At 45.4% G+C, this 23,541-nt stretch carries 15 protein-coding genes, 1 tRNA gene and 1 pseudogene; 14 read left to right on the forward strand and 3 right to left on the reverse strand.

The window, feature by feature from the left end:
• Positions 1–51: 51 nt before the first annotated feature.
• Positions 52–2,187: a helix-hairpin-helix domain-containing protein gene (locus tag OSCIL6407_RS0110390; RefSeq protein ID WP_026103698.1), complete on the forward strand. Its 2,136-nt coding sequence runs from the start codon at positions 52–54 to the stop codon at positions 2,185–2,187.
• A 134-nt stretch (positions 2,188–2,321) separates the two neighbouring features.
• Here OSCIL6407_RS0110390 and OSCIL6407_RS0110395 read toward each other — a convergent pair.
• Positions 2,322–2,395, reverse strand: a tRNA-His gene (locus OSCIL6407_RS0110395).
• 183 nt (positions 2,396–2,578) lie between these two features.
• Between OSCIL6407_RS0110395 and OSCIL6407_RS0110400 the strand changes: the two genes are divergently transcribed.
• The 3 genes from OSCIL6407_RS0110400 (at position 2,579) to OSCIL6407_RS30520 (ending at position 6,506) form a co-directional block, all read left to right on the forward strand.
• Positions 2,579–4,072: a serine/threonine-protein kinase gene (locus tag OSCIL6407_RS0110400; protein ID WP_026103699.1), complete on the forward strand. Its 1,494-nt coding sequence runs from the start codon at positions 2,579–2,581 to the stop codon at positions 4,070–4,072.
• A 170-nt stretch (positions 4,073–4,242) separates the two neighbouring features.
• The gene (locus OSCIL6407_RS30515; protein WP_051045169.1) at positions 4,243–5,991 is read left to right on the forward strand and encodes a CHAT domain-containing protein; all 1,749 of its coding nucleotides are present in this window, start codon (positions 4,243–4,245) and stop codon (positions 5,989–5,991) included.
• A gap of 83 nt (positions 5,992–6,074) precedes the next feature.
• Entirely contained in the window at positions 6,075–6,506 is a 432-nt protein-coding gene (locus OSCIL6407_RS30520; RefSeq protein ID WP_234709950.1) for a CHAT domain-containing protein, read from the forward strand.
• Between the two features lie 110 nt (positions 6,507–6,616).
• Here the strand turns inward: OSCIL6407_RS30520 and OSCIL6407_RS30525 are convergent.
• A pseudogene (locus tag OSCIL6407_RS30525) lies at positions 6,617–7,948 on the reverse strand (IS110 family RNA-guided transposase).
• A gap of 515 nt (positions 7,949–8,463) precedes the next feature.
• Between OSCIL6407_RS30525 and OSCIL6407_RS0110415 the strand changes: the two are divergent.
• From OSCIL6407_RS0110415 to dnaN, 8 genes are all read left to right on the forward strand, one after another.
• Positions 8,464–8,805, forward strand: a complete 342-nt coding sequence (locus OSCIL6407_RS0110415) for a hypothetical protein (RefSeq protein WP_007355701.1) — start codon at positions 8,464–8,466, stop codon at positions 8,803–8,805.
• The gene (locus OSCIL6407_RS0110420) at positions 8,805–10,232 is read left to right on the forward strand and encodes a hypothetical protein (RefSeq protein ID WP_007355702.1); all 1,428 of its coding nucleotides are present in this window, start codon (positions 8,805–8,807) and stop codon (positions 10,230–10,232) included. The genes OSCIL6407_RS0110415 and OSCIL6407_RS0110420 overlap by 1 nt, the downstream gene beginning before the upstream one ends.
• A gap of 161 nt (positions 10,233–10,393) precedes the next feature.
• Complete coding sequence (hemC, locus tag OSCIL6407_RS0110425; protein ID WP_007355703.1) at positions 10,394–11,365, forward strand: hydroxymethylbilane synthase; 972 nt, start codon at positions 10,394–10,396, stop codon at positions 11,363–11,365.
• 317 nt (positions 11,366–11,682) lie between these two features.
• Complete coding sequence (locus OSCIL6407_RS0110435) at positions 11,683–12,450, forward strand: S1C family serine protease (protein ID WP_267879549.1); 768 nt, start codon at positions 11,683–11,685, stop codon at positions 12,448–12,450.
• A gap of 653 nt (positions 12,451–13,103) precedes the next feature.
• Positions 13,104–13,394 carry a hypothetical protein gene (locus OSCIL6407_RS0110440; RefSeq protein WP_007355706.1) on the forward strand — a complete coding sequence of 97 codons (291 nt, stop codon included), beginning with the start codon at positions 13,104–13,106 and terminating at the stop codon, positions 13,392–13,394.
• The gene (locus OSCIL6407_RS0110445) at positions 13,394–13,684 is read left to right on the forward strand and encodes a type II toxin-antitoxin system RelE family toxin (protein WP_007355707.1); all 291 of its coding nucleotides are present in this window, start codon (positions 13,394–13,396) and stop codon (positions 13,682–13,684) included. The genes OSCIL6407_RS0110440 and OSCIL6407_RS0110445 overlap by 1 nt, the downstream gene beginning before the upstream one ends.
• Before the next feature lie 197 nt (positions 13,685–13,881).
• Positions 13,882–14,676: an RNA ligase family protein gene (locus OSCIL6407_RS0110450; RefSeq protein WP_007355708.1), complete on the forward strand. Its 795-nt coding sequence runs from the start codon at positions 13,882–13,884 to the stop codon at positions 14,674–14,676.
• A gap of 595 nt (positions 14,677–15,271) precedes the next feature.
• Positions 15,272–16,435, forward strand: a complete 1,164-nt coding sequence (gene dnaN, locus OSCIL6407_RS0110455) for a DNA polymerase III subunit beta (protein ID WP_007355709.1) — start codon at positions 15,272–15,274, stop codon at positions 16,433–16,435.
• A gap of 251 nt (positions 16,436–16,686) precedes the next feature.
• Here the strand turns inward: dnaN and OSCIL6407_RS0110460 are convergent, their stop codons facing one another.
• Positions 16,687–17,769 carry a fatty acid desaturase gene (locus tag OSCIL6407_RS0110460; RefSeq protein WP_007355710.1) on the reverse strand — a complete coding sequence of 361 codons (1,083 nt, stop codon included), beginning with the start codon at positions 17,767–17,769 and terminating at the stop codon, positions 16,687–16,689.
• A 676-nt stretch (positions 17,770–18,445) separates the two neighbouring features.
• Here OSCIL6407_RS0110460 and OSCIL6407_RS0110465 point away from each other — a divergent pair.
• Positions 18,446–19,870 carry a DUF3370 domain-containing protein gene (locus OSCIL6407_RS0110465; protein ID WP_007357157.1) on the forward strand — a complete coding sequence of 475 codons (1,425 nt, stop codon included), beginning with the start codon at positions 18,446–18,448 and terminating at the stop codon, positions 19,868–19,870.
• A gap of 105 nt (positions 19,871–19,975) precedes the next feature.
• Entirely contained in the window at positions 19,976–23,503 is a 3,528-nt protein-coding gene (locus OSCIL6407_RS0110470) for a response regulator (RefSeq protein WP_007357156.1), read from the forward strand.
• The last annotated feature ends 38 nt before the right edge of the window (positions 23,504–23,541 follow it).

The following is a 23,541-nucleotide window of genomic DNA, read 5'->3' on the forward strand; positions in this document are numbered from 1 at the left end:
TCTCTTCCCCTCTTCCCCTAGCCCCTAGCCCCTAGCCCCTAGCCCCTTCTTATGCAACTGCAACGCCAATTCAGCGGACAATTAATTACCTTAGACACCCGTAGCGCGATCGCATCGGGCGGAGAAGGCCGCATTTACGCAGTCTTGCAAAACCCCTCCCTAGTAGCAAAAATTTACCATAAGCCCACAGACGAAGACGCAGACAAACTGACAGTAATGTTCAGTATGCCGCCCGACGCGCCGATCGCAGCCCCCGGACACGCCTCAATTGCCTGGCCCATTGACTTACTGCGAACCGCCGGCACTACCGAAAAAATCGTCGGCTTCCTCATGCCCCGCGTTACCAAGGTAGCCCCGATCCACACCTTCTACACCCCCAAAACTCGCCGCGAACAAAAGCCCCTATTTAATTATCTTTACCTACACCGTACAGCCCGCAACCTCGCCGCCGCTGTCAACGCCCTTCACGTTCGAGGTTACGTGATCGGAGATGTCAACGAGTCGAATATCCTCGTCACCGACACCGCCTTAGTTACTCTCGTAGATACTGATTCCTTTCAAGTCCGAGATCCTTACACGGGCTACGTTTACCGCTGTCCTGTAGGTAAACCAGAGTTTACGCCCCCAGAATTGCAGGGTCAAACCTTCCGCAATATCGATCGCACTCCAGAACATGACTTATTTGGCTTAGCAGTGCTAATTTTTCAGCTATTAATGGAAGGGACGCACCCTTTTGCAGGAGTTTATCAAGGTAGCGGCGAACCTCCGCCCATAGAAATTAGGATAAAATCAGGTTATTTTCCCTACGCCCTCAAACGAGTTCCCTTTCGCCCTATGCCTGCGGCACCGCCTTGGGACATTTTACACCCAACTTTGCGGCAGATGTTTCTGCGGTGTTTTGAGGAAGGGAATCAAAACCCTGTCAACCGTCCAGATGCTAAAAGTTGGGTTAGTGCTTTAAAAGAAGCCGAAGATGCGCTGGTAACTTGCCATAAGAATACTCAGCATAAATATGGGAATCATTTAAAAGCTTGTCCTTGGTGCGATCGCGCCAAGTTACTCAAAGGCCGCGATCCCTTCCCCTCCCGTAGCGCCGTCCGCAGCGGACAGAACTTGCAACCGATGAAGGCTAAACGCAAACAGCAAGCGCCGCCTCAGATTGTGACAGTACCACAACAGCGCAGCCAGATGCAGACATCCCCCACACCCCAGAGGGGTTTAACTCGTCAATTGGGACAATACCCAGTACCGCTGATTGTTACTGGGATGTCACACCGCACTCCGGCGGTACAATCGCCCCCTATTGGCGGATTTCGAGGCTTTGTTCAGGATACCGTTTGGGGTACAGCTTGGGGCGGTTTGTGTTTGGCGGCGATCGCAGGTGGAATTTACGCCGCAACAGATCGGGATGGCGGTGCAATTTTGGGCGCAATCTTTGTAGGTACAATTTGGGGAATTTTCTTTGGCGTAATTTGGGGCGTATTAACTGTCCCACCCAATCAAGTTGGGCGAAAATGGGCAGGTATATTTTTGGGTGCGATTTCCGGCGCTTTGTTGTTAACTGCGATCGGCGGTGTAGTATTTGGCGCAATTAACAACAAACCTGAGATTGGAGAAGCGATCGCAACTGGTCTTTGCGCTGGTACCTTTTGGGGCGCTGTTTGGAGTGGTTTTAAGCCACCCTGGGCGATGCCTGTAGGCCGCGTCTGGGGAAGACAGGGGGCATTCTTGGGGATGATTTGGGGCGTTTTTCTAGGGGCAATTGCTGGAGCTCTTTTAGGTTTGGGGTTTGCAATCTGGCCAGAACTCAATGGTAAGAATACTCCCCCTGTGGAATTGGCAACTCTATTAGTTCAGGTGATTGTGATCTCGGCTGGTTTGGGTTCTGTAGGAGGTTGTCTCGGAGGTGCGTTATTGGGGGCTTTTGGGGCTGCACCCAAGCTGCCAGCAGCGTTTCAGCCTTCGGGAGGCAAAGGCGCGATTTTGGGTACGATTTGGGGTAGTTTTTTGGGTGCGATCGCCGCCGCAATTTTAGGCGGTGTCTTGTCTGCGGCATTACCTGTATTTAATAGTACGCCACCAGTGGAAGTTGGAACCTTACTAGGTGCGATCGTCTCATCCGCAGGTTTAGGCGCGATTTGGGGTATCATCTCCGGTGCCGTCTGGGGGGCCTTAGCGAGATGGTAAGTCCGTAACGCCGCCATCTTGGCGGTATCCTAACCGCCAAGATGGCGGCGTTACGTATGACCTCAATCAAAAGCGATCGCCTAGTTAAAAAGACTAAACCAACGCGACAATAAATATGTTATTCAAGATTAAAGGGCGAACGATGGGACTCGAACCCACGAGATGGTGGTACCACAAACCACTGCCTTAACCACTTGGCTACGCTCGCCATCACATTGACATTTATGAATATAACACTTTACCTTCGCATAAGTCCATAGTTTCACTAAAAATTTTCCTGTCTCCTCCCTCCCCCATCTCCCCCCACTCCTCCCCCCCTCTCCCCCCCTCTCCCCCCTCTTCCCCCTCTTCCCCCTAGCCCCTAGCCCCTAGCCCCTAGCCCCTCTCCCCCATGACCCACTGTGTCACCCCTGGATGCCAAAACCCCCGAAACCCAGACACAGCGCAACATTGCCAGAGTTGCGGTTCCCGGTTGTTACTTCAACAACGCTATCGACCCATGCGGCCCATCGGTCAAGGTGGCTTTGGGAAAACCTTTTTAGCAGTCGATGAACAAATTCCCCTCAAACCATCCTGCGTCATCAAACAATTTTCCTTTCCCACTCACGACCCAGAAAGCTACAATACAGCCGCTAGATTATTTCGCCAAGAGGCCCTGCGCCTTAACCAACTTGGCGGACACCCTCAAATTCCTCAACTATTAGCCCACTTTGAAGAAAATCACCTTCTCTATCTAGTTCAAGAGTTTATTGAAGGGCTAACTCTCTCCCAAAAATTGCGCCAAACAGGGATTTTTAACGAAGAGGAGATTTGGGAATTGCTACGGGACTTGTTACCCGTACTCCAATTTATCCACGAACATTCTATCATTCATCGCGACATTAAACCAAGCAATATTATTAGCCGCAATAGCGATAGCAAACCAGTTTTACTCGACTTTGGGATTGCTAAAATGATTCCCAACAATGCTGTCATTCATACGGGTACGATTATTGGTTCTCCCGAATATATGGCCCCCGAACAATCGCGAGGAAAAGCGATATCAGCTAGCGATCTATTTAGTTTAGGCGTTACCTGTATTCACTTAATGACAGGTGTTTCTCCTTGGGATATGTATGACATGGTAAATGACCGTTGGGCGTGGCGAGATTTTTTACCTACTCGTAACAGTGACAACTTAAATAAAATTCGTCAAAGCCAGGTTAAGCTCGGTAAAATCTTAGATAAATTGCTAGAACATTCTCTGGGTAAACGCTATCAGTCGGCAGAAGAAGTTTTAAAAGACACGATCGCTAGCACTAATCCAGCTATTAGCAAAACTTCTAAAGTAGTCAAGTCTAAGCTTACACCAGTGAAATCGGTTTCATCACCATTTCGTCCTAGTTTTCTGGTAAAAATCCTACCTTGGTCTGTTAAACCTACTGGAGATAATTTGATATCGGCAGCAGGTGTTGATTACACTCAATTGCAACATTTACTAGCAGCACAAAAATGGAAACAAGCGGATCTAGAAACTTGGATAGTTCTCTGTCAAGCTTTGGGTAAACCAACTAAATGTTATCTTCATCCCAATGAAATTGATAATTTACCTTGTGTAGATTTGGAGACAATTAATCAACTGTGGGTGAAGTACAGTAACGGGCAATTTGGCTATAGCATACAAACGCAAATTTATGATAGTGTTGGCAATGATTACGCGAAATTTTGCGATCGCGTTGGCTGGCTTACTTATAATCCTCATAATCCCTACGAAGGCCTAAACTTTAGTCGCACAGCGCCACCTGGACATTTGCCCTCGCGGATATGGGTAGTCGGCTTAAAATGGTGGCGACATCTAGAAGTAATGGCTGCTAAACTCAGTCAATGCGAAGTATATTTTAAGTAGATTAATATCAACTAGGATTTACCCACGTCGAGGTTAGAAACCGGGTTTCTTCGTAGATATCTAGTTGAGAATCGGGGATTTGTCAGAGAAACCCGGTTTCTTTGTGTAAGTCATAAATTTATGATACAATTACTAAATAATAATTCTCGGCTAATCTCTCCCTACCTGAAATGGACGAACTACGCCGCCAAGCTTATCAAAATTTGATTGATGCCCTCCTCACCTGCGATCGCGAGGAAGAAATGGGCATTATGCAGGCTAATTTAGAGTTGATAGACGAGGGTTTTGCCCAATTTTTGCGGCGAGACTGGGCAACTCAAACTCTGGGAAAGTTGCAGGATGAAGAAGCTTTCAATTGTGCTATTAATTTACACAACTTTAATCTGGGTTTTTCTAGTCTGCGGCAAGGCAGTCGGGCAAGTAATTTAGAGGTAAGTATCGCTTGTTTGGAGATTGGGTTAACTGTTATTACTCGCGAAGCTTACTCGGAATATTGGGCAGCGTTTCAAAACAATCTGGGGGCTGACTACGGCAACAGAATCAGAGGGGAAAAAGCAGAGAATTTGGAAGTGGCGATCGCGGCTTATTTGGCATCTTTGGAAGTTTACACCCGTGAGGCTTTTCCGATCAATAATGCTGAAACTTTATATAACCTCGGACTTGCCTACCGGGATAATTCCCAACTCCCAGCAGCTTACGATACCTTTAACACTGCCATTGAGACAGTCGAATTAATGCGGAGTGAAATCATTATCGGTGGTGAAGCAGACAGACAGAAATTAGCTGAAGAATGGAATAAACTTTATCAGGAAATGGTCGAAGTTTGCCTAGCAATGGCAAACCAAACTGCCGCCCTAGAATACGTCGAACGCAGCAAAACCCGAAACCTCGTAGAATTATTTTACAATGCCCGCAGTGTCCCGCAAAATCCACAGCCGATTAGTTTTGCTGAAATTGGCAATCTGTTAGCTGAAGATGAGGCAATTTTGGAATGGTACATTACCTTTAACGGCTTTAAAGTTTTCATTGTCACCTATCAACCCTTCTTAGCCCCCCCTTACCAAGGGGGGGTTGGGGGGGTTGATGTTTGGGAATCTTCCGAACAAGATTTGCAAGCATTAGAGGAATTTCAACGGGAATATATCGACGACATCAAAGATAATGAAAAATACGACAACTGGAAAAACCAGCTAGAAACCCGCCTGGAAAAATTAGCTGAAATCTTACATATAGATGAAATAATTTCTCGCCTCCCGGAAACTTGTAAGCGATTAATCTTAGTTCCCTTCCGATATTTGCACTTGTTACCACTTCACGCCTTAACCAGTCGCCGACTCAGGGAAAATGTAGAAGAAACTGGCAGTCTCCTCGATCTTTTCCCTGGCGGCGTGAGATATACTCCCAGTTGTCAGCTATTACTATTATCTCAGCGGGTAAATCCGCCTGGGGAAGATTCATCACCGAGAAAATTGTTTGCCATTCAAAACCCGACAGAAGATTTAGACTTCACCGATATCGAAGTTGAAGCTATTGCTAAATCCTTTAATCCTGCCGAAGTTTTGAAGAGGGAAAAGGCAAGTAAGACAGGATTGCAGGAACGAATTACCGGGTTACAAGATGCCGATATCGCGCATTTTTCTTGTCACGGTTTTTTCGACTTTTCCAATCCCCGGAAATCCGCTTTAATCTTAGCTGGGTCGAAAGTAACCCCCCTTAATCCCCCCTTGGTAAGGGGGGAGACTGGAGAGGATTTCTCCTTGGTAAGGGGGGAGACTGGAGAAGATTCCCCCTTACCAAGTGGGGAGACTGGAGAGGAGAAAAAAGAAAATTCTCCCTTGGCAAGGGGGGAGACAGGAGAAGATTTCCCCTTACCAAATGGCGAGACAAGAGAAGTCCCCCCCTTACCAAGGGGGGGCTAGGGGGGGTTTCCTCCAACCAAAGTTATATTCGTTCCCGCCGAGGCGAAATCTTCGATATTACCCAATGCGTAACGCTGACAGAAATCTTTGATTTAAAGTTAAATAAGTGCAGTTTAGTTACCCTTTCCGCCTGCGAAACTGGGTTGACTGATATTAGAGATACCACTGATGAGTATATCGGATTGCCTAGCGGTTTTTTCTATGCGGGGGCCACGAATGTAATTAGCACTTTATGGGCAGTTAATGATGTATCTACGGCTATTTTGATGATCAGGTTTTATGAACTTTTGCTATCGGAAATTCGGCCGCCTGTGGCCATCGCTTTGCGGGAGTCGCAGTTGTGGCTAAGGGAGGCAACTGTGCAAAAGTTGGTAGAATGGGTGGCAGATTGTCAGTTAATTGCAGATGCCAAGAAACAGGAAATACAAGATTATATTAAATGGGGTGAAAACCCAGAAAATAAACCTTATCAATCTCCCCATTTCTGGGCGGCGTTTTGTGCAGTTGGGCAATAGATTTCTCAGGAAATGGCAATCGAGACAAGCCTTTGCCATCATGTCAAGTTAAGCTGAAACCCGCCAGGGGTTAAAACCCCTGTCTAATAGCTTAAGTCCTCCTCAGAAACTCAATCTAGTTTTGAGGCGCAAGCAACCAGCTCAAACCCAAGAGATTGAGCTGTTTTCTCCAGCTTAGAGACAATACGTTGTCGATATTTCTGTTCGTAATAGTCAGCACCTGAATCGGCATAAGCGGTTTTTGTACTCCAGAGGTGATAGAAGATGCGGGCTAGCTTGTGGGCAGTAGCGGTATTAGCCTCTGGAGCGCCCAATCTGGCTCGTAACCGACGATAAAAAGCCCCCAAAGCTGATTGAGAGCGAGATAAAGATTGAGCAGCTAAACGGAAGGCATTAGCAGCCCGATTAACTACACAACGGGTATGAGAACTTTTGACTTTACCGCCTGTAATCCTCGCAGACGGACACAACCCTAACCAAGAACAAAAATGCTTAACAGTGGGAAAACGAGTAGCATCCAATCCGACTTCCGAGAGCAGAGCTTGTACTGTGAGGACATCAAAACCAGGGATTTGAGTAAAATCTACTCCACTAATCCGATACAACTGATGGCGCAAGTCAAAATTGGGTTCGTGACCTCTGGGCTTTCTGTTACCCCGTTTGGGAGGGTCTGGTGGAGGATGGTTTTCTTCGCTAGCAAAGCTAGCTAAATATCGCTCAATCTCCACATCGCAGCTAGCAATTTGCTCTTGATAGATGTCGTAGAGTTGTAACTCTTGTTTTAACACAAATATATGCTCAACTCGATAGTCTCCACTCAAGGCTTTAGCAATATCTGCGGTACTACTTTTAATCCGAGAATTTTTCAAATTAGCTAAGACTTGAGGATTCCCTTTCTCCAGCTACAATGGCGCGGATAATGCCATCCCAGTGACTCCTGTGATGTCACTGATGACTTTATGTAGTTGCAGATTCATTTGAATTAATGCTTTCTGCATCCGCAGTACGTGGCTGCTACTGCTTTTGATTAAGTTATCGCGGTGGCGAATGTAACTACGTAGAACACAACTTTGGTCATCAGGACGAAAGGAACCGGACAATAAACCATAAGTATGTAGCTGTTGCAACCATTGACAATCCAACACATCACTTTTTCTGCCCGGTACGGTTTTGACGTGATGGGCATTCACCAGTTTGACTTCGATACCCCTGGCTTCAAAAATTTGAAAGGCTGGTATCCAATAGACTCCTGTCGATTCCATCGCGATGGTGTCTATCCCACATTCCACTAACCATGAGGCCATCTCGATTAAGTCAGGGGTAAAACAGCCAAATTTACGTACATTCTGTGACGTTCGATCAGGTGGAACGCAAACCCAGTGTTCTTGTGAGCCAATATCTATACCTGCGGCATTTGGGTTAATCTGGGTGAAATTAGACATTTCACCCGCAACAGGTTTGCTTATCTTGCATCGGATCATTTAGATGACTCCTCTTGGCGCTCGAACGAAAGGAAGTGTCCCGATTGGTGGGCGGATGTGATCTTAGATTCTCCTCAACGGGATAGGGTAATAGCCCTTCACCAATGTCATAATCATCATGCCCACGACCACGCTCTGAATCAGGCTCAAAATCGCACTATTGATTTGTCGGTCTTTGACTCTCAGGACACAGGGATAATATATCCGACTGGCAACTTTTGGGCTAGCTTTACTGTTTCTGTGATTCATAACGGGCACGCCGGGCCCGTGGAACGCTCTGAAGAGGACTAATTAAATTTCAAAGTCTTCTTAGTCCTCTTCAGAGGACTCGATCTTTGAGACAGGGGTTTTAACCCCTGGCTGTTTTCGAGGAATATTGACGCAGAAACCGGGTTTTTGTCCCCGCGTGCGTAAGTCCTGCCCTTGTGAATATAATAGAATTATCAAACCCCAAATTACCAGGAGGCAATTTAGCCATGAATCCAGAAATAATGATTGATTCTTTTCTCAAAGTATTGAAAACCTGTCCTAGTTTATTTTCCGAAACAGCCACCGCCGGATTAAAAACCCTTGAGACAAAAGTTGTCGCGGCAGAAAATGAATCAAATCAAACAATTTCCGATATTCTTAGCGATTGGTGTAGCGACTATGACGAAATTACAAACGCAGTAAAAGCCGCCACCAGAGGCAAAGTTATCCCCAAAGCTAGTAAACCGCAAGGAGACGAAAATATAGAAGAAAATCACTTTCCCCGCCTATTTCCCAAGCTGCTAGAATGTTTAGAAAAGCGGATTAAATCAAATAACCCAGAAAATTAATGACTGAAATCGAAACAATTTTAAAGCCTAATGTCTATATTTTTGCCTTCCATCTCATCAGCGGTACTAGGGGTAAAGATAATCCCCTTTGGAATTGGGCGGATGAGTTTTTAGAAAGCTTTACCTCCCAAAAACTTAAATTCCAGCTTCAATTTCCCGAACCACCGTCTAAATTCCGAGTTGATTTATTGCCAGCAGATATCAGCTTAAATTTTGAGACGGAAATCAACGATCAAAATCGTGAATTAGAAGTCAGCGGGTTTGCTTTCCCTCTCCAGATTGGAGACAGTTATGCCCTATTTTTGAATGTCGGTTTACCGGATAGTTGTATGGAGGAAGTTTCCCCACAATTGCTGAGTAAATTTAACCCGCAAAATTTATTAGGAATTGTCACCGGTGAAGAGTTTTTAGGGGAAACCATTTTAATTACCGCTAAATTACCCTCACAATTACAGTCAGCAAGTCCAGAAGAACTACAATCTCTAGCTGACAAATGCTGCAACGCTTTACTTCCTGCACAATATCGCCCTACTTTCCACCGCCACGATAAGTTATTTGGCAGTCCGATTTTTGAGTATGGTTTAACTAAGCAAATTGCTAATTATCGGCACTTGCTTGTCTGGTTTCCCCACAACGAAGCATCGGAAGATAAGCTGGGTATTTACCAGCAGGAAATATTAGACCTGTTTTACTACCGAAATAAAATTATTAAATCCTTTCAAAACAGCCGGCAAATTCACGGCAAACTGTTGGATGTTTACAGGGAAGTCGAGAATAATGTGGGAGAGTTGCAACAGCAAATAGATCGACTAAATACTGACTTGACTCCTGAAAATTTACAAAAATTTAAGACGGAGTTAAAAAAACTCCTGAGAATTGCACTGGCTTATACCCAAGGGCTAACAAAATTAGAAGATTATGACAATACAATTGCGATAAATCTTAACAATTACAATGAAAAATTAGAGCAAATTCGTGTTAAAGTGGGAGTTGATAAGGAAGAACTATCTATCTTAAATCACTTCCGTAGAAAAACCGCGCCATATATGCGATCGCAAATCGCGGGTGACTTAGGATACTTCAAACACGGGACAGACTTAATCGAAAGCGCGATCGCCTCCATCCGAGGCATAGTTGAGATCGAACAAGCCAGAAGCGATCGCGAAACCCAACAACTACTCAGAGATAACGAGAAAGCAGATAACGAGCGAGGGGAAAAACTAGAGAAAAGCATTCAAGCGATCGGCGTAGGCTTAGCCGCAGGCGGTATCGCCGCCTCTAGCGGGCCAGAAAAACTTTTAACAACCCTACAAAACTATCACATCCCCGTACCCCATCCCTTCATCTTCTCATTTAGCCTCAGCATCGCGATCGCGGCCTTAGCGTGGTGCATCACACGGTGGCTACTGGGAAAAGGGCAGCCATAAACTATAATTTGTAATGCCCTCCCCTGGCGGTACGATCGCCACCCAGAGGGCAGCGTTACAATAACAATCTTTAACTCCTGTAAACGTCTTCTAATAGCAGGCCCCACCTGCGGTAGTCTAGATCGAGTGACTCTATTGGCACTTTTGACGCGATCGCTCTTATGTCTCCAACCACATCCGCACCCACACGCACCGTCCGCATCGGTTCCCGCAAAAGCCAACTCGCCCTCGTCCAAACCTACTGGGTGCAAGAACAGCTACAGCAACGTTTCCCCCAATGCACCTTTGAAGTCCACACCATGTCCACCCAAGGCGACAAAATCCTCGATGTCCCCCTCGCCAAAATTGGAGACAAAGGACTCTTTACCAAAGAGCTCGAAGTGGGAATGCTCAGCAACGAAACCGACTTCGCCGTACACTCTCTCAAAGACTTACCCACAAACTTGCCCGAAGGCTTAATATTGGGATGCGTCAGCGAACGGGAAAACCCCGCCGACGCTCTTGTAGTCCACGCCAATCATCAAGACAAACAACTCGAAACCCTCCCCCCAGGCGCAGTCATCGGCACATCTTCCCTGCGGCGACTCGCCCAACTACGGCATCACTTCCCCCACCTCGAATTTAAAGATATTCGAGGCAATCTCAACACCAGACTTGCTAAACTTGACGAAGGCGAATACGATGCCATTATCTTAGCAGTAGCCGGATTGCAAAGATTAGGAATGGGCGATCGCGTCCACCAAATCATCTCTCCAGAAATCTCCCTCCACGCCGTTGGACAAGGAGCACTCGGCATCGAATGTCGCGCCGGAGACGACGACATCTTAGAATTGATTAAAGCCCTTGAACATACCGAAACTGCCCAACGTTGTTATGCCGAACGCGCATTTTTGCGAGAACTAGAAGGCGGATGTCAAGTTCCCATCGGTGTTAATACCAAAATCGAAGGCGACCAACTAACCTTAACAGGATTAGTAGCCAGTCTCGATGGTCAAAGATTAATCAAAGATACCGTCACAGGTGCCGCCGCCACCGCCGAACTTTTAGGAATTGACCTCGCCCACCGCTTACGGCAACAGGGAGCACAGGAAATCTTAGAAGAAATCTTTGCCCTAGTTAATCGCGGTTCCTAATAGCAATCAAAGTTGAATGTTCATAGCTAATAGCTAATAGCTAATGGGAAGAAAAAACAATTACAGGAATTATACGAAAACACCATTTTCAGTCATTGCGAGCAGTATTTTCAGTCATTGCGATCGCAGCGAAGCAATCCCAATCTGTAAGTTTTCGCCAGCAGTCCTTAGTTCCTGTATTAGCTATTAGCTTTAAAGCCATACCAATCACCAATAAATAACCTATCTCCATCGAGGGAAAGCCAAAAATGAGCGATCTGGATATCGAAGAAAAATTTCAGTTAAAACCATCAAAATCTAAGGCCATTTATCGCCAGATGCAGGAAGCTCGTACCGCCTTACGACAGCAATTAAACGAGCTAAAAACCCAGTCGCGAAAAATATCAGCCTCCGTTGAGAAAGTCTTAGAATCCGTAGTTTCAGTTTATGTTATCAATTGGGATACAGAAGAAAAAATTGCTATTGGTAGCGGCTTTTTCGTCGGCCCCGATGTCATAGTCACTAATTACCACATTGTCGCCGACATTGCAGAGGAAGATACCCTCTATGAAGAAGACGAAAGTGCAATGATTTTAGTGCAAACTCCCAACGAGCAACTGAGAATAGCAGAAGTAGTTTTTACTGGCAATTCAGACGAAGATTTGGCGATATTATTTATCACCGATTTTATCCTCGATCGCGACACTGGGGAAGAAGTAGAAATTCCCCAAGAATATCCTCCCGTCACCTTATCTTTTGAAGCTCAAGAGGGAGAGCAAGTTATTACTATTGGCTATCCTTTAGGTGAAACTGCTTCCACAGTAAATCAAGGCACAATTAGCAATATTTTAGTGTCACAAAAATCTGGAGGAGATGAGGACATGGAGGTAATTACTGAGGTCAAAGTGCTGCAAATAGATGCAGCTATTAATCGCGCTAACTCTGGTGGCCCGTTAATTAATCTTGCAGGTCAGGTAGTCGGTATAAATGCTTGGGGTTGGGATGAAAAGAAGGATGTAAACTTAGCTATATCTTCTGATATTCTGGCTGACTTTTTAGATCGATTTGAAGAACTTTATGAGGATGATTGGGAAGATAATTTATAATGGCTAATGGCTAATTGCTAATGGCTAATTGCTAATGGCTAATTGCTAATGGCTAATTGCTAATGGGCGATCGCACATATTAGTAGGTTGGGTTAGGCGTGACGATTAACTTGACACGCCAATAGAAAAAAATTGACCGCATCATAACCCACCACAAGGCTACTGGCTAAAAAAGTTGTTTTGCATAAGTTTTGTTTTTGTTGGTAATTGTTATCTGTTCTCCTACTTAACCACCAACCACTAAGCTATCTTAGCCAGTTAAGTGAATAAATTTGCTAGTAGCCATGAGGGAACTAATGAAGTTTTTATTTCGTCGTTTGTTCTTAGTGAGTAAAAGAGCGATCTCGTATTGGAACAACGATCGAGTTATAGCAACCCCGAAGACGGTTACAACGTTCTTAATTGCTTAAGTCATTGCTTTTCTTGCCTCCTGCCTTCTGCCTCTTACATAAGAGCCTCCTGCCTCCTTAAGTTTCCTGGAGTGCGACGACAAAGTTTTATGAATTTAATAGTTGCTGTTTGTGAACTTTAATTACAATCTAATTGAGTGAGACATGACTAAGAGACACGATCGAATATATTCAGTCTTGGGCAATGAATTGTGTTAAAATAGAACTAAGCAAGGATTTATCAGAATTTTAGGAAAAGGCGTTATGTTAACGAACGAAAAATTCCGGTTTATTAAAGCACCTGTGAAAACAGATGACCAAGGTTGCTTAAGTCTGGAGTTGGAAACAAAGGCGACTGAGTACCGCGTACTCAGTAATGATGATGGACAAATCTTGCTAGACCCAATGGAAAATATTCCTGAGTACGAACGGTGGTTGTGGCGGAATCAAGAGGCCCTTGCGTCTGTGCTGCGTGGACTTGAACAGGCAGCGGTAGGTGATGTTCACTATTTGGGGGACTTCGCTGATTATGCAGATTTGGAGATTGAGGATTAATGAAGTTCCGGCTGCAATTTTCAACTGAGGCGAAACAGTATTTAGCTAATCTTCAAGAACATGATTTTAAGAAGTATAATAAGGTGAGGAAAACGCTGGGATTGATGGCAAATAATTTGCGTCATCCCGGTCTTAATAGTCACAAGTTTGAGGCTCTGTCTGGCCCTGATGGCGAGGATATTTTTGAGGCTTATGTTGAGAATAAAACGCCGGGAGCTTTTCGGGTTTTTTGGTATTATGGGCATGGTCAGGGACAGATTACGGTTGTTGCAATTACACCTCATCTGTGAGTAGCGATCGCTCTTAAGTCCAATAAGTAGCTCCACCTAATTAAACATAAGATCGAGATGGCTAAAAAGCTGATTGTATAAACCTTCTTCCTTCTTTCATACATAACTAAATCCTTCTTCCTTCTTCCTTCTACTTACCACACTTTAAGTTTTAGCAATTAAGAACGTCGTCACCGTCTTAGCAGGTGGTATAGCTCATGCAGCAGCAAATTTACAAATATCCTCGCACTCATCACATTGAAGGTTCGCGGCTACAACCGGGGGATGAGGATCTCGATAGCGTTCCCTTTAGCGCGATCGCATCTCAGTTTACAGTTGTAGAAGAAAAAGTAGACGGTGCTAATGCTGCCATCAGCTTTGCCTCGAATGGTCAAATGTTGCTCCAAAGCCGAGGTCATTACCTCACAGGAGGAGAGCGAGAAAAACACTTTAACTTGTTTAAACAGTGGGCTTATACCCATACTGAAACTTTCTGGAAAGTGTTAGGCGATCGCTACATACTTTACGGTGAATGGCTCTATGCTAAACATACCATATTTTATAACGCTCTGCCTCACTATTTCCTAGAATATGACGTGCTCGACCGACAGCAACAGCAATTTCTCAGCACCCAAAGCCGCAAACAGTTACTAGCAGAATTACCTCTAGTTTCTGTTCCAGTTTTATTTGCAGGTAAGCTTAAATATCACAAACAACTGATAGAATTCATCGACAACTCCCATTATATTGAACCTGGGCATCTAGAACAATTACGCCAAGTTTGCCAGGAAAAAGGTTTGGACGCAGATCGCGCGATCGCCCAAACAGATCGCACATCCTTAATGGAAGGTCTGTATATTAAAGTTGAAGAAGACCAGACGGTTATCGCCCGCTACAAATACGTCCGCCCCAGCTTTTTAACTACCATGCTGCAATCAGACGGACATTGGCTCAACCGCCCTATTATCCCTAATCTCTTGCGTCCGAATGTCGATTTATTTTCAATTTTATAGCCACTACCAATCTGGATTCGATATTTTGAGAACAAGGGAACCGCTCAGAGAGCCGTGTTATAGCCATACTAGGTATAAAAGCTTGCGATCGCATTTAACCATTTTTCCACAAGTTTTCCACAGGGAATTCAGCCGTGAAACATAAGCACAGAGGTAATCTGCTGATTTTTTCCACATTTTCCACAAGCAATACTAGGGACTATTTTCTCAGGCGATCGCCTAGCAGAGCTTGAGTACATTTTTATACATATTTTCTCACAAAACTTACGCGCTGACTACAATTTCTCTCAAAACCGAACATTGCAACCGCTACGATCGTTAGGACAATTTTATAATTTATAGCAGTCGCCAAGGCGATTAGGACGCGATGCCACCTGCCTTGTGCCTTGTGCCTTGTGCCTTGTGCCTTGTGCCTTGTGCCTTGTGCCTCCTGCCACCTGCCACTGCGATAAATTGCGTGGGATTGCTCAGGCCAATAGTGATAAGATTTTCTTCTGTGTCAGGGCGGTTTCTAAATCCCAATTGGACTTACCGACTCCTCAAGATATTCTCAAACTCAACCCCACAAATACTAAGCCCTACATTTAGCATTACAATGAAACTGATTTGTACACAAAGTGACCTCAATAGCAACCTTTCCCTAGTCAGTCGGGCAGTGCCCTCTCGCCCGACGCATCCGGTACTTGCTAATGTTCTATTGGTAGCAGACGAAAAAACCCAGCGGGTGAGTTTAACAGGGTTCGATCTTAGCCTGGGAATTCGCACTAGCTTTGCAGCACAGGTGGATGAAGGCGGTAGTTTTACATTACCTGCGAAGTTGCTTAATGATATTATTTCTAGGCTGCCAGATGGAGAGATTAGCTTAGATGACGATGCGGGGGAGGCGATCGCAACTGTCACATCCTCATCGGGCAAATATACAGTTAGGGGTATGGGGCCCGAAGAATTCCCAGAATTGCCAGAAATAGAAGGAGGAGAATTGATTAATTTGCCTCCTGAAGCCTTGATAGCGGGCTTAAAAGGAACTTTATTTGCAACTAGCCCCGACGAAACAAAACAAGTCTTGACTGGCGTACATTTAAAAGTGCAGCAAGATAGCCTAGAATTTGCTGCTACTGACGGTCATAGATTGGCGGTAGTAGAAACAGCTAAAGTGAGCGATCGCGAGTATGACGAAGCCTCATTACCAACTCAAGAATCCTCAGCTATATTTGAGATCACTGTGCCAGCAAAAGCCTTACGAGAAATAGAAAAAATGGTAGCGGCTGGTCAAAGCAGCGAACCTGTGGCCCTACATTTAGATCAAGGTCAAATTGTGTTTGAATGGGCAGATCAACGGTTGACAACGCGGACTTTAGAGGGGCAATATCCCAATTATCGGCAGTTACTTCCGCGCTCTTTTGAACGGCTAATTACGCTAGAAAGGCGATCGCTTTTAGCAGCAGTAGAAAGAATTGCAGTTTTGGCAGATCAAAAAAATAATATCCTCAAGTGTAGTATCGACGCTGAAAATCAGAAAGTAACTTTGTCTGTGGATGCCAAAGATGTTGGTAGCGGTACGGAATCTATGTCTGCTCAAATCTCCGGGGAGAGTATAGATATTGCCTTTAATGTTAAGTATTTAATTGATATTTTGAAAACTGCTCCTTCTCCTGAAATTCAGATGCAGTTAAATGAGGCAACTGCTCCTGTAATTATCAGGCCTTTGGGAGGAGTTAATGCTACTTTTCTGGTGATGCCGGTGCAACTTAGAGCTTGATTTTTGTGACTTGTAGGGTGGGCGCTGCTGATAAATTATTCTGAACTCATGGACAGAGGTTATCGTAGCGCCCATCTTAAAAAGTCCTAGCAGCTTATATTTCTAAGCAGTTTCTAGCTACAGATATACTAGGGTCATTACACCCGATCGGTTATCGAACTCACTTCGGTAATGGGTAATTGGAAGTGCTTAGCAGTCATTCTCAGAATAGAATCATCAATAACTAACCACTAAGCACTAACCACTAACAATTAACCTTCTAATTCAGTTTTAGACTTGTGATAAACTGCACTACCTCGATCGGGTACGAAATGGCAAAGGCGAGAAGAACGCCAAAAATCGCCTAAAATTGACCCCTTAGACTTGCGGTAGTAGTCTCCCAAAATCGGCTTAATTGCTTCATTTGCAGTTAACAAGTGGTAATGGGGAATGCTCAAGAAAATATGGTGAACCACATGAGTGCCGATATTATGGTGGATGTTATTGATAAACCCATAATCGCGGTCAATCGTGGACAAAGCACCTTTGAGAAAATACCAATCTTTGCCGCGATACCAGGGAATATCTGCCTCAGTATGATGCAGATATGTTACTAAATCTAGCCACGCTACAAACACGAGGTAAGGCATCGCATAATATTTTACCAACCACATGAAGCCCCATTGATAGGTCAAAAATCCCAGCAACCCTACCATTATACTAAAACAGATAGTGCTGGTAATGACATCCCATTTCTCCGAAGGTTTGAACAGATCGCTATTAGGGTTAAAGTGGGAAGCTTCAGGTCTTTCTGGCGACCGTTTAAACAGATATACCGGATAGGCAAACAGCATTAAAAACTCAAACCGGAGAAACTTTTCTAAAGAGTTCATGCTCCGATATTTGGTTTCGGTGACGGGATACCAGCTTTCATCGGTTTCGATGTTTCCAGTATTTTGGTGATGGGTGCGATGGCTGATCCGCCAACCGTGATAGGGTACGAGAATGGGAGTGTGAGAGATGTGACCGATGAGGTTATTTAGCCATTTGTATCTGGAAAAAGAACCGTGTCCGCAGTCGTGTCCGACTACAAATAATGCCCAGAACATGGTACCTTGTATCACCCAGAATACTGGCCAGAAAAACCAGGAATCTAGGGCGTGTGCTGCCGCATAAAGACCGCTGATTATTGAGATATCGAGAAAGAAGTAAAACAGGGATTTCCCGGTGGAAGGTACGAAACATTCTGAGGGAATGGCTGCCTTCAATTGTTGTAGGGTGAAGGGGAGTTCAGAACTGCCGTTCAGGGATTCGTCTGGGAGAGTAACGCTTAACTGAGCGATCTTAGATGGCACGATTATCTCAAAATGACGGTAAACAATGGGGCTTATTCTACCTTTACTGAGCATAATTAACCAGTCTTTTAAAATTAACCCATTAGGTGTATGCTATGGCTTCGATTCTCTCTTTTTGTTGGTAGGTCGCCTGGGAGCTAGGGGAAAAGAGGGGCTAGGGGCTAGGGGCTAGGGGCTAGGGGAAGAGAGGAACAGGGGCTAGGGGCTAGGGGCTAGGGGAAGAGGGGCTAGGGGCTAGGGGCTAGGGGCTAGGGGAAGAGAAGGAAGAGAGGCTAGGATGCTCCGATGAGGGCTAGGGAAAGAAGGGGAAAAGGGGAAAAGGGGAAAAGGGGAAAAAGGGGAAAAAGGGGAAAAAGGGGAAAAAGGAATAGTTTACTGCATTTTCCTTCTTCCTTCTTCCTTTAGCAAAGATTTAGCGAACTGAAGAAAAAATTAAGCGGATTGTGGTAAAGTTTTGTGTCGAACCCTGTAGACTCTGAGTTCCTAAAACCCTTGATTCTAGTTCCTTCTTCCCTGAACATCGGAGCATCGTAGCCCCTCTTCCTCTCTTTCCTGAGCATCGGAGCATAGGAGCATCCTAGTCCCTCTTTTTCTCTTCCCCTAGTCCCTAGCCCCTAGCCTAAGCGCCCCTCTCTTCCCCTAGCCCCTAGCCCCTAGTCCCTAGCCCCTAGTTATAATGTTCGTGCCAATTTTGCCCCTGGCGCAAGCCATCCCCGTACCGCCTGCCCAACAAGTCATCCTCCCTCCAGAAGTTCCAACGGAGGCAGATGAACTTCTGAACCCGCCGCCGCCGCGCATTCCGCCCAAACCGGTGATGCAAACTCAAGAAGTCCGGCCTTTACCTGGACAACTAGATAGCATTCCTGTCTTCAATAGCAACAGTCCAGAAATGGTGCAGACAGAAGGTATTTTGCTTTCTACCTTCCCCTCGCAAGGAAAGCAAACACCGTCTGCACACTTAAATTTTCCCTTCAAAGGCCGTTTTGACATATTTAGCCACCACATTGTGAAGGCTAAAACTACTCAACAAACTCGTACTCTCTATCAGGGCATCATTGCCTATAATCCCAATTCTCAACCTGTCAATCTGGATGTATTGCAAGCAGTCAGCTACCTGACTCGGCCGGATGCACTATTTGTGAGTTTACCTTCTTATCTTGAAAACCCTTTGGGTACGGTCTTTGCTGGGCCTGGGAGTCGGGTGACAAATGATGTGCTCCGAGGGCGCAGACAAGATAGTTTTCCGGCGGCGATGGAGATTCCTGGGGGTAGAAGTCAGATGTTAATCAATTTGCCGATACCAGTTGGTAATGTAACGCCGTCATCGAATGGCCGCACTACTCTGATGCGCCTTTCGAGTAGTAACTCACTATATATTGCTACTTTAGCGATGTTTGCTCCTTTGGATGCCAAGGGTAAGGAGCAATTTCCGACTTTGGAACAGTGGGAGAAGCTGTTAAAGACTGGTCGTTTAGCGGGGCCGAGAGATTTGGCTCCTACTTTACCTGGTTTGGCTAGTCCGCGAGTGATTTACGGCCGTGTGGCGGGAGTTGCTGAAGGTTCGCAGTGGTTGGCGCGTGTTACGGATAATCCGAAGGTGGATTATTTGAGCGTACCTCAACGGGGAAAGGCGTTTTCTTATGCTTTGAGCACTACTTACACGGGGACTTTCGGGACTGGTCAAATTCAAAGTGCGAAGATGCTGGCTCGTTATCCCGATACTGCTTACTATGCTCACGGTAATTATGGTGTGCAGTATAGTTTGACTTTTCCTTTATACAACCCAGAGAAGCAAGCTAAAACTATTAGTATTGAGATGCAAACGCCGGTGAAGGCGAATAAGCAGGCTGAGGGTCTGATGTTTTACGATCCTCCTGATAATCGGGTATTTTTTCGGGGTACGATTCGAGTTCTTTATAATGACGATCGCGGGGCGACGCAAAACCGCTATATTCACATCATACAGCGGCGAGGTCAGCAGGGGGAACCTTTGGTGACGATGAATATGAAGTCTGGGGAACGCCGCACTGTTCAGGTTGAGTTTCTTTATCCGCCTGATGCTACTCCGCCGCAGGTTTTGACGTTGCGATCGAGTGGTTAATATTATAGCTAGCCCCTAGCCCCTAGCCCCTAACCGCCCTGGCGGTTGCTATAAGTGGATTTGTCAGCCTCATCCCCTTAGTATCTTGGTCGATTATTTCTGAGCATGAAAATTTTAGTTGTAGAAGACGACGAACTGACCGCTCAAGCATTGGTAGCGACCCTTGCTAGCCAAAACTACACAGTCGAAACAGCTTCCGATGGACAAGAGGGGTGGGAATTAACAGAAGCCTTTGCCTATGACCTGATTCTGCTGGATGTCACACTACCCAAACTAGATGGGATTACGCTGTGTCAAAGGTTGCGATCGCAAGGCCATCAAATGCCAATTCTCCTGCTCACAGCTCGAAATACCAGCCATGACAAGGCTCTGGGCTTGGATGCAGGGGCGGATGATTATGTCGTCAAGCCTTTTGAACCGGAAGAATTAGCTGCTCGGATTCGCGCATTACTGCGCCGGAATCAGCTCACCAGTCAATCTGTACTGGAGTGGGGCGACTTGGTGTTCGATCCCATAAGCTGTGAAGTTACATATAAAACCAAACCTTTATCCCTGACTGCCAAAGAATATGCCCTGCTAGAGCTGTTTTTGCGAAATAGCCGCCGCGTATTTAGCTGTGGAGCAATCTTAGAAAACCTGTGGTCGTTTGAAGAGGTTCCCAGCGACGAAGCCGTTAGAACCCACATCAAAGGACTGCGGCAAAAGTTAAAAGCGGCTGGTGCGCCAACAGATATGATCGAAACCGTCTACGGGATCGGCTATCGCCTCAAGCCGAAGGAAAGGAGAGAGGGGAAGGGGAGACGCAAAGATGAGGAAACGGGAGAGAGAGATATTCAGAGTTCAGATTCTAGTGTTAGCGAAGGGACTCAAAACCAAACGCTGGCGATGGTCAGCAAAGTTTGGTCTCAATTCCAGCAACGGGTAAGCGAACAAGTTGGAGTCCTAGAACGAGCCGTTAACGCCTTGTGGCATCAGGAATTGGATCGGGAGTTACAACAACTGGCAAAACAGGAAGCTCATACGCTGGCGGGATCGTTGGGGACGTTTGGTTTATCGGCGGGTTCGGAATTGGCCCGACGGATCGAACGCACCTTAAAAGTTGAACAGCCTTTGAGCCAGGATCGAGTGAGACAATTACGCGAATGGGTGAGACTGCTGCGGGAGGAAATTGAGCGATCGCATAGTATTTCCGAATTATCGGTTACACCAACAGAGCCAGATCCTACTCCCTCTGCTACAGAGGCTACAACCGCAGATGAGCGTCCTTTACTGTTAATTGTCGATCGCGATCGCTCCCTAGCTAAAAAACTAATTGCTGAAGCTACAACCTGGGGATTCGATCTCGAAGTTGCTACCAACCTGACTATAGCCAGAAATAAAATCGGCTTAAAATCACCAGACTTAGTGCTTTTAGAGCCTGCGATTTTTCCTACAGCCGCAGAAAGTCTGACCTTATTAGCTGAATTAAAAAAACACGCTCCCCCTATTCCCGCCATCATCTTTACTGAACGCGATGATTTAACTACACGCTTAGAGGTTGCTCGTCTGGGGGAACACACATTCTTGCCAAAATCGGTTCCCCCCTCACAGATATTGGATGCAATTAACCAAGTATTGCATCAAGTAGATCGGGAAAAAGCGAGGGTAATGGTAGTCGATGACGATCCAAAAATGCTGGCAATTGTGCGATCGCTGCTCGAACCCTGGGGACTCAAAATCATCGCCCTTGCCGATCCCAGACAATTTTGGGAATTGTTAGAAACAACTTCACCCGATTTGCTGATTCTAGATATCGAAATGCCACAGATTAGTGGAACTGAACTCTGTCAAATTGTCCGAAACGACTCATCTTGGAGCAGCTTACCGATTCTATTTCTCACAGCTCACAGCGATGCTGAGAGCATCAACCAGGTCTTTTCAGTGGGTGCAGATGATTTTGTCAGTAAACCAATTGTCGGGCCAGAACTTGTCACCCGCATCATTAATCGACTAGAACGAATCCGAGCTGTCAAACGCGAGATGGGCGATCGCCAACAGGCAAAAGCAGGATTGACTAGGAGCGAACTGCGGCTCCAACTAGCCTTAGAAGCAGGTCAAATGGGGATTTGGGACTGGAACTTACTGACCAATCAAATTATCTGGTCTGAAGAACACGAAAGATTGTTTGGTCTGGCTCCTGGAACCTTTGATGGTACGGATAAAATGTTCTATTCTTACCTTCACCCAGAAGACTGTGAAAGTTTAATTGCCCAGTTAAATCTTGCCCGCCAACAACAAACAGACTATAGCCAATATTATCGGATCGTTTGGTCTAATGGTAGCATTCATTGGATTGAAAGTAAAGGAAAATTTTTTTATAACGAAACGGGTGAACCTGTCAGAATTCTAGGAACTGTTAGAGATATTACTGCTTGCAAACAAGCTGAGGAAGCGCTACAAAACGAAAAGAATAATCTAGAACGAAGAGTTACAGAGCGCACAACTGAGTTACAGGAAGTTAACAACTGTATGCAATCAGAACTGGAAGAACATAAACGCATCCAAGAAGCTCTCCAGATTTCCCAAGCGCGGTTTGCAGGCATTCTAGATATTGCAGAAGATGCCATTATCTCTCTCGATCGCCATCAGCGCATTACTCTATTTAACCAGGGAGCAGAGAAAATCTTTGGCTATTCAGCAGAGGAAGCGATCGGACAACCTCTAGATGTTTTGTTGCCATTACGCTTTGTTCAAGTCCATCAGCAATATGTAAATGACTTTGGGCAATCTCCTATTAGATCTCGGCGGATGGGAGAAAGGCGCGAAATTTCTGGTCGCCGCAAAGATGGTACTGAATTTCCAGCAGAAGCCTCTATTTCTAAATTGAATTTAGACAAAGAAGTAGCATTTACTGTATTTTTGCAGGATATCACTGACCGCAAGCAAATCGAGCGCATGAAAGATGAGTTTATCTCCATTGTTAGTCATGAACTCCGCACGCCCCTAACTTCGATTCATGGTTCGCTAGGAATGTTAGCAAGCGGTTTGCTCAAAGCGGACTCAGAGGAAGGTAAACGAATGTTATATATTGCCGTAGATAGCACCGATCGCCTAGTGCGTCTGATCAATGACATTCTAGATATCGAACGCATTGAGTCGGGCAGAGTGAAGATGGAAAAGCAATGCTGCAATGTTGAGGATCTGATTACAGAAGCAGTAAATGTAGTACAAGCTCTGGCTAATAAAGTTGAGGTAACTCTCTCGGTTTCCAGTCTCTCTATTTCGCTTTGGGCAGATCCAGATCGCATTGTCCAGACATTAATTAATTTGCTCAGCAACGCAATTAAATTTTCACATACTGGCAAGATAGTTTGGCTCACAGTTCAACAGCAAGATCGCCATCTATTGTTCATAGTTAAGGATGAAGGGCGTGGCATTCCTACTGAAAAACTTGAAAGTATTTTTGAGCGCTTCCAACAAGTAGATTCATCAGATTCTCGAAATCATGAAGGCACAGGTTTGGGTTTAGCTATTTGTCGCAGTATTGTGCAACAGCACGACGGTCATATTTGGGTGGAAAGCGTTCTAGGTGAGGGTAGTATATTCTATTTCATGATTCCGATTCGGGACTGCGAGCAGGAGAGGATAGGGTGATTGGCAGGCGATCGGTAAATCCACCTAATTAAACATAA

It is taken from the genome of Kamptonema formosum PCC 6407 (assembly GCF_000332155.1).
GTDB lineage: Bacteria > Cyanobacteriota > Cyanobacteriia > Cyanobacteriales > Microcoleaceae > Kamptonema > Kamptonema formosum.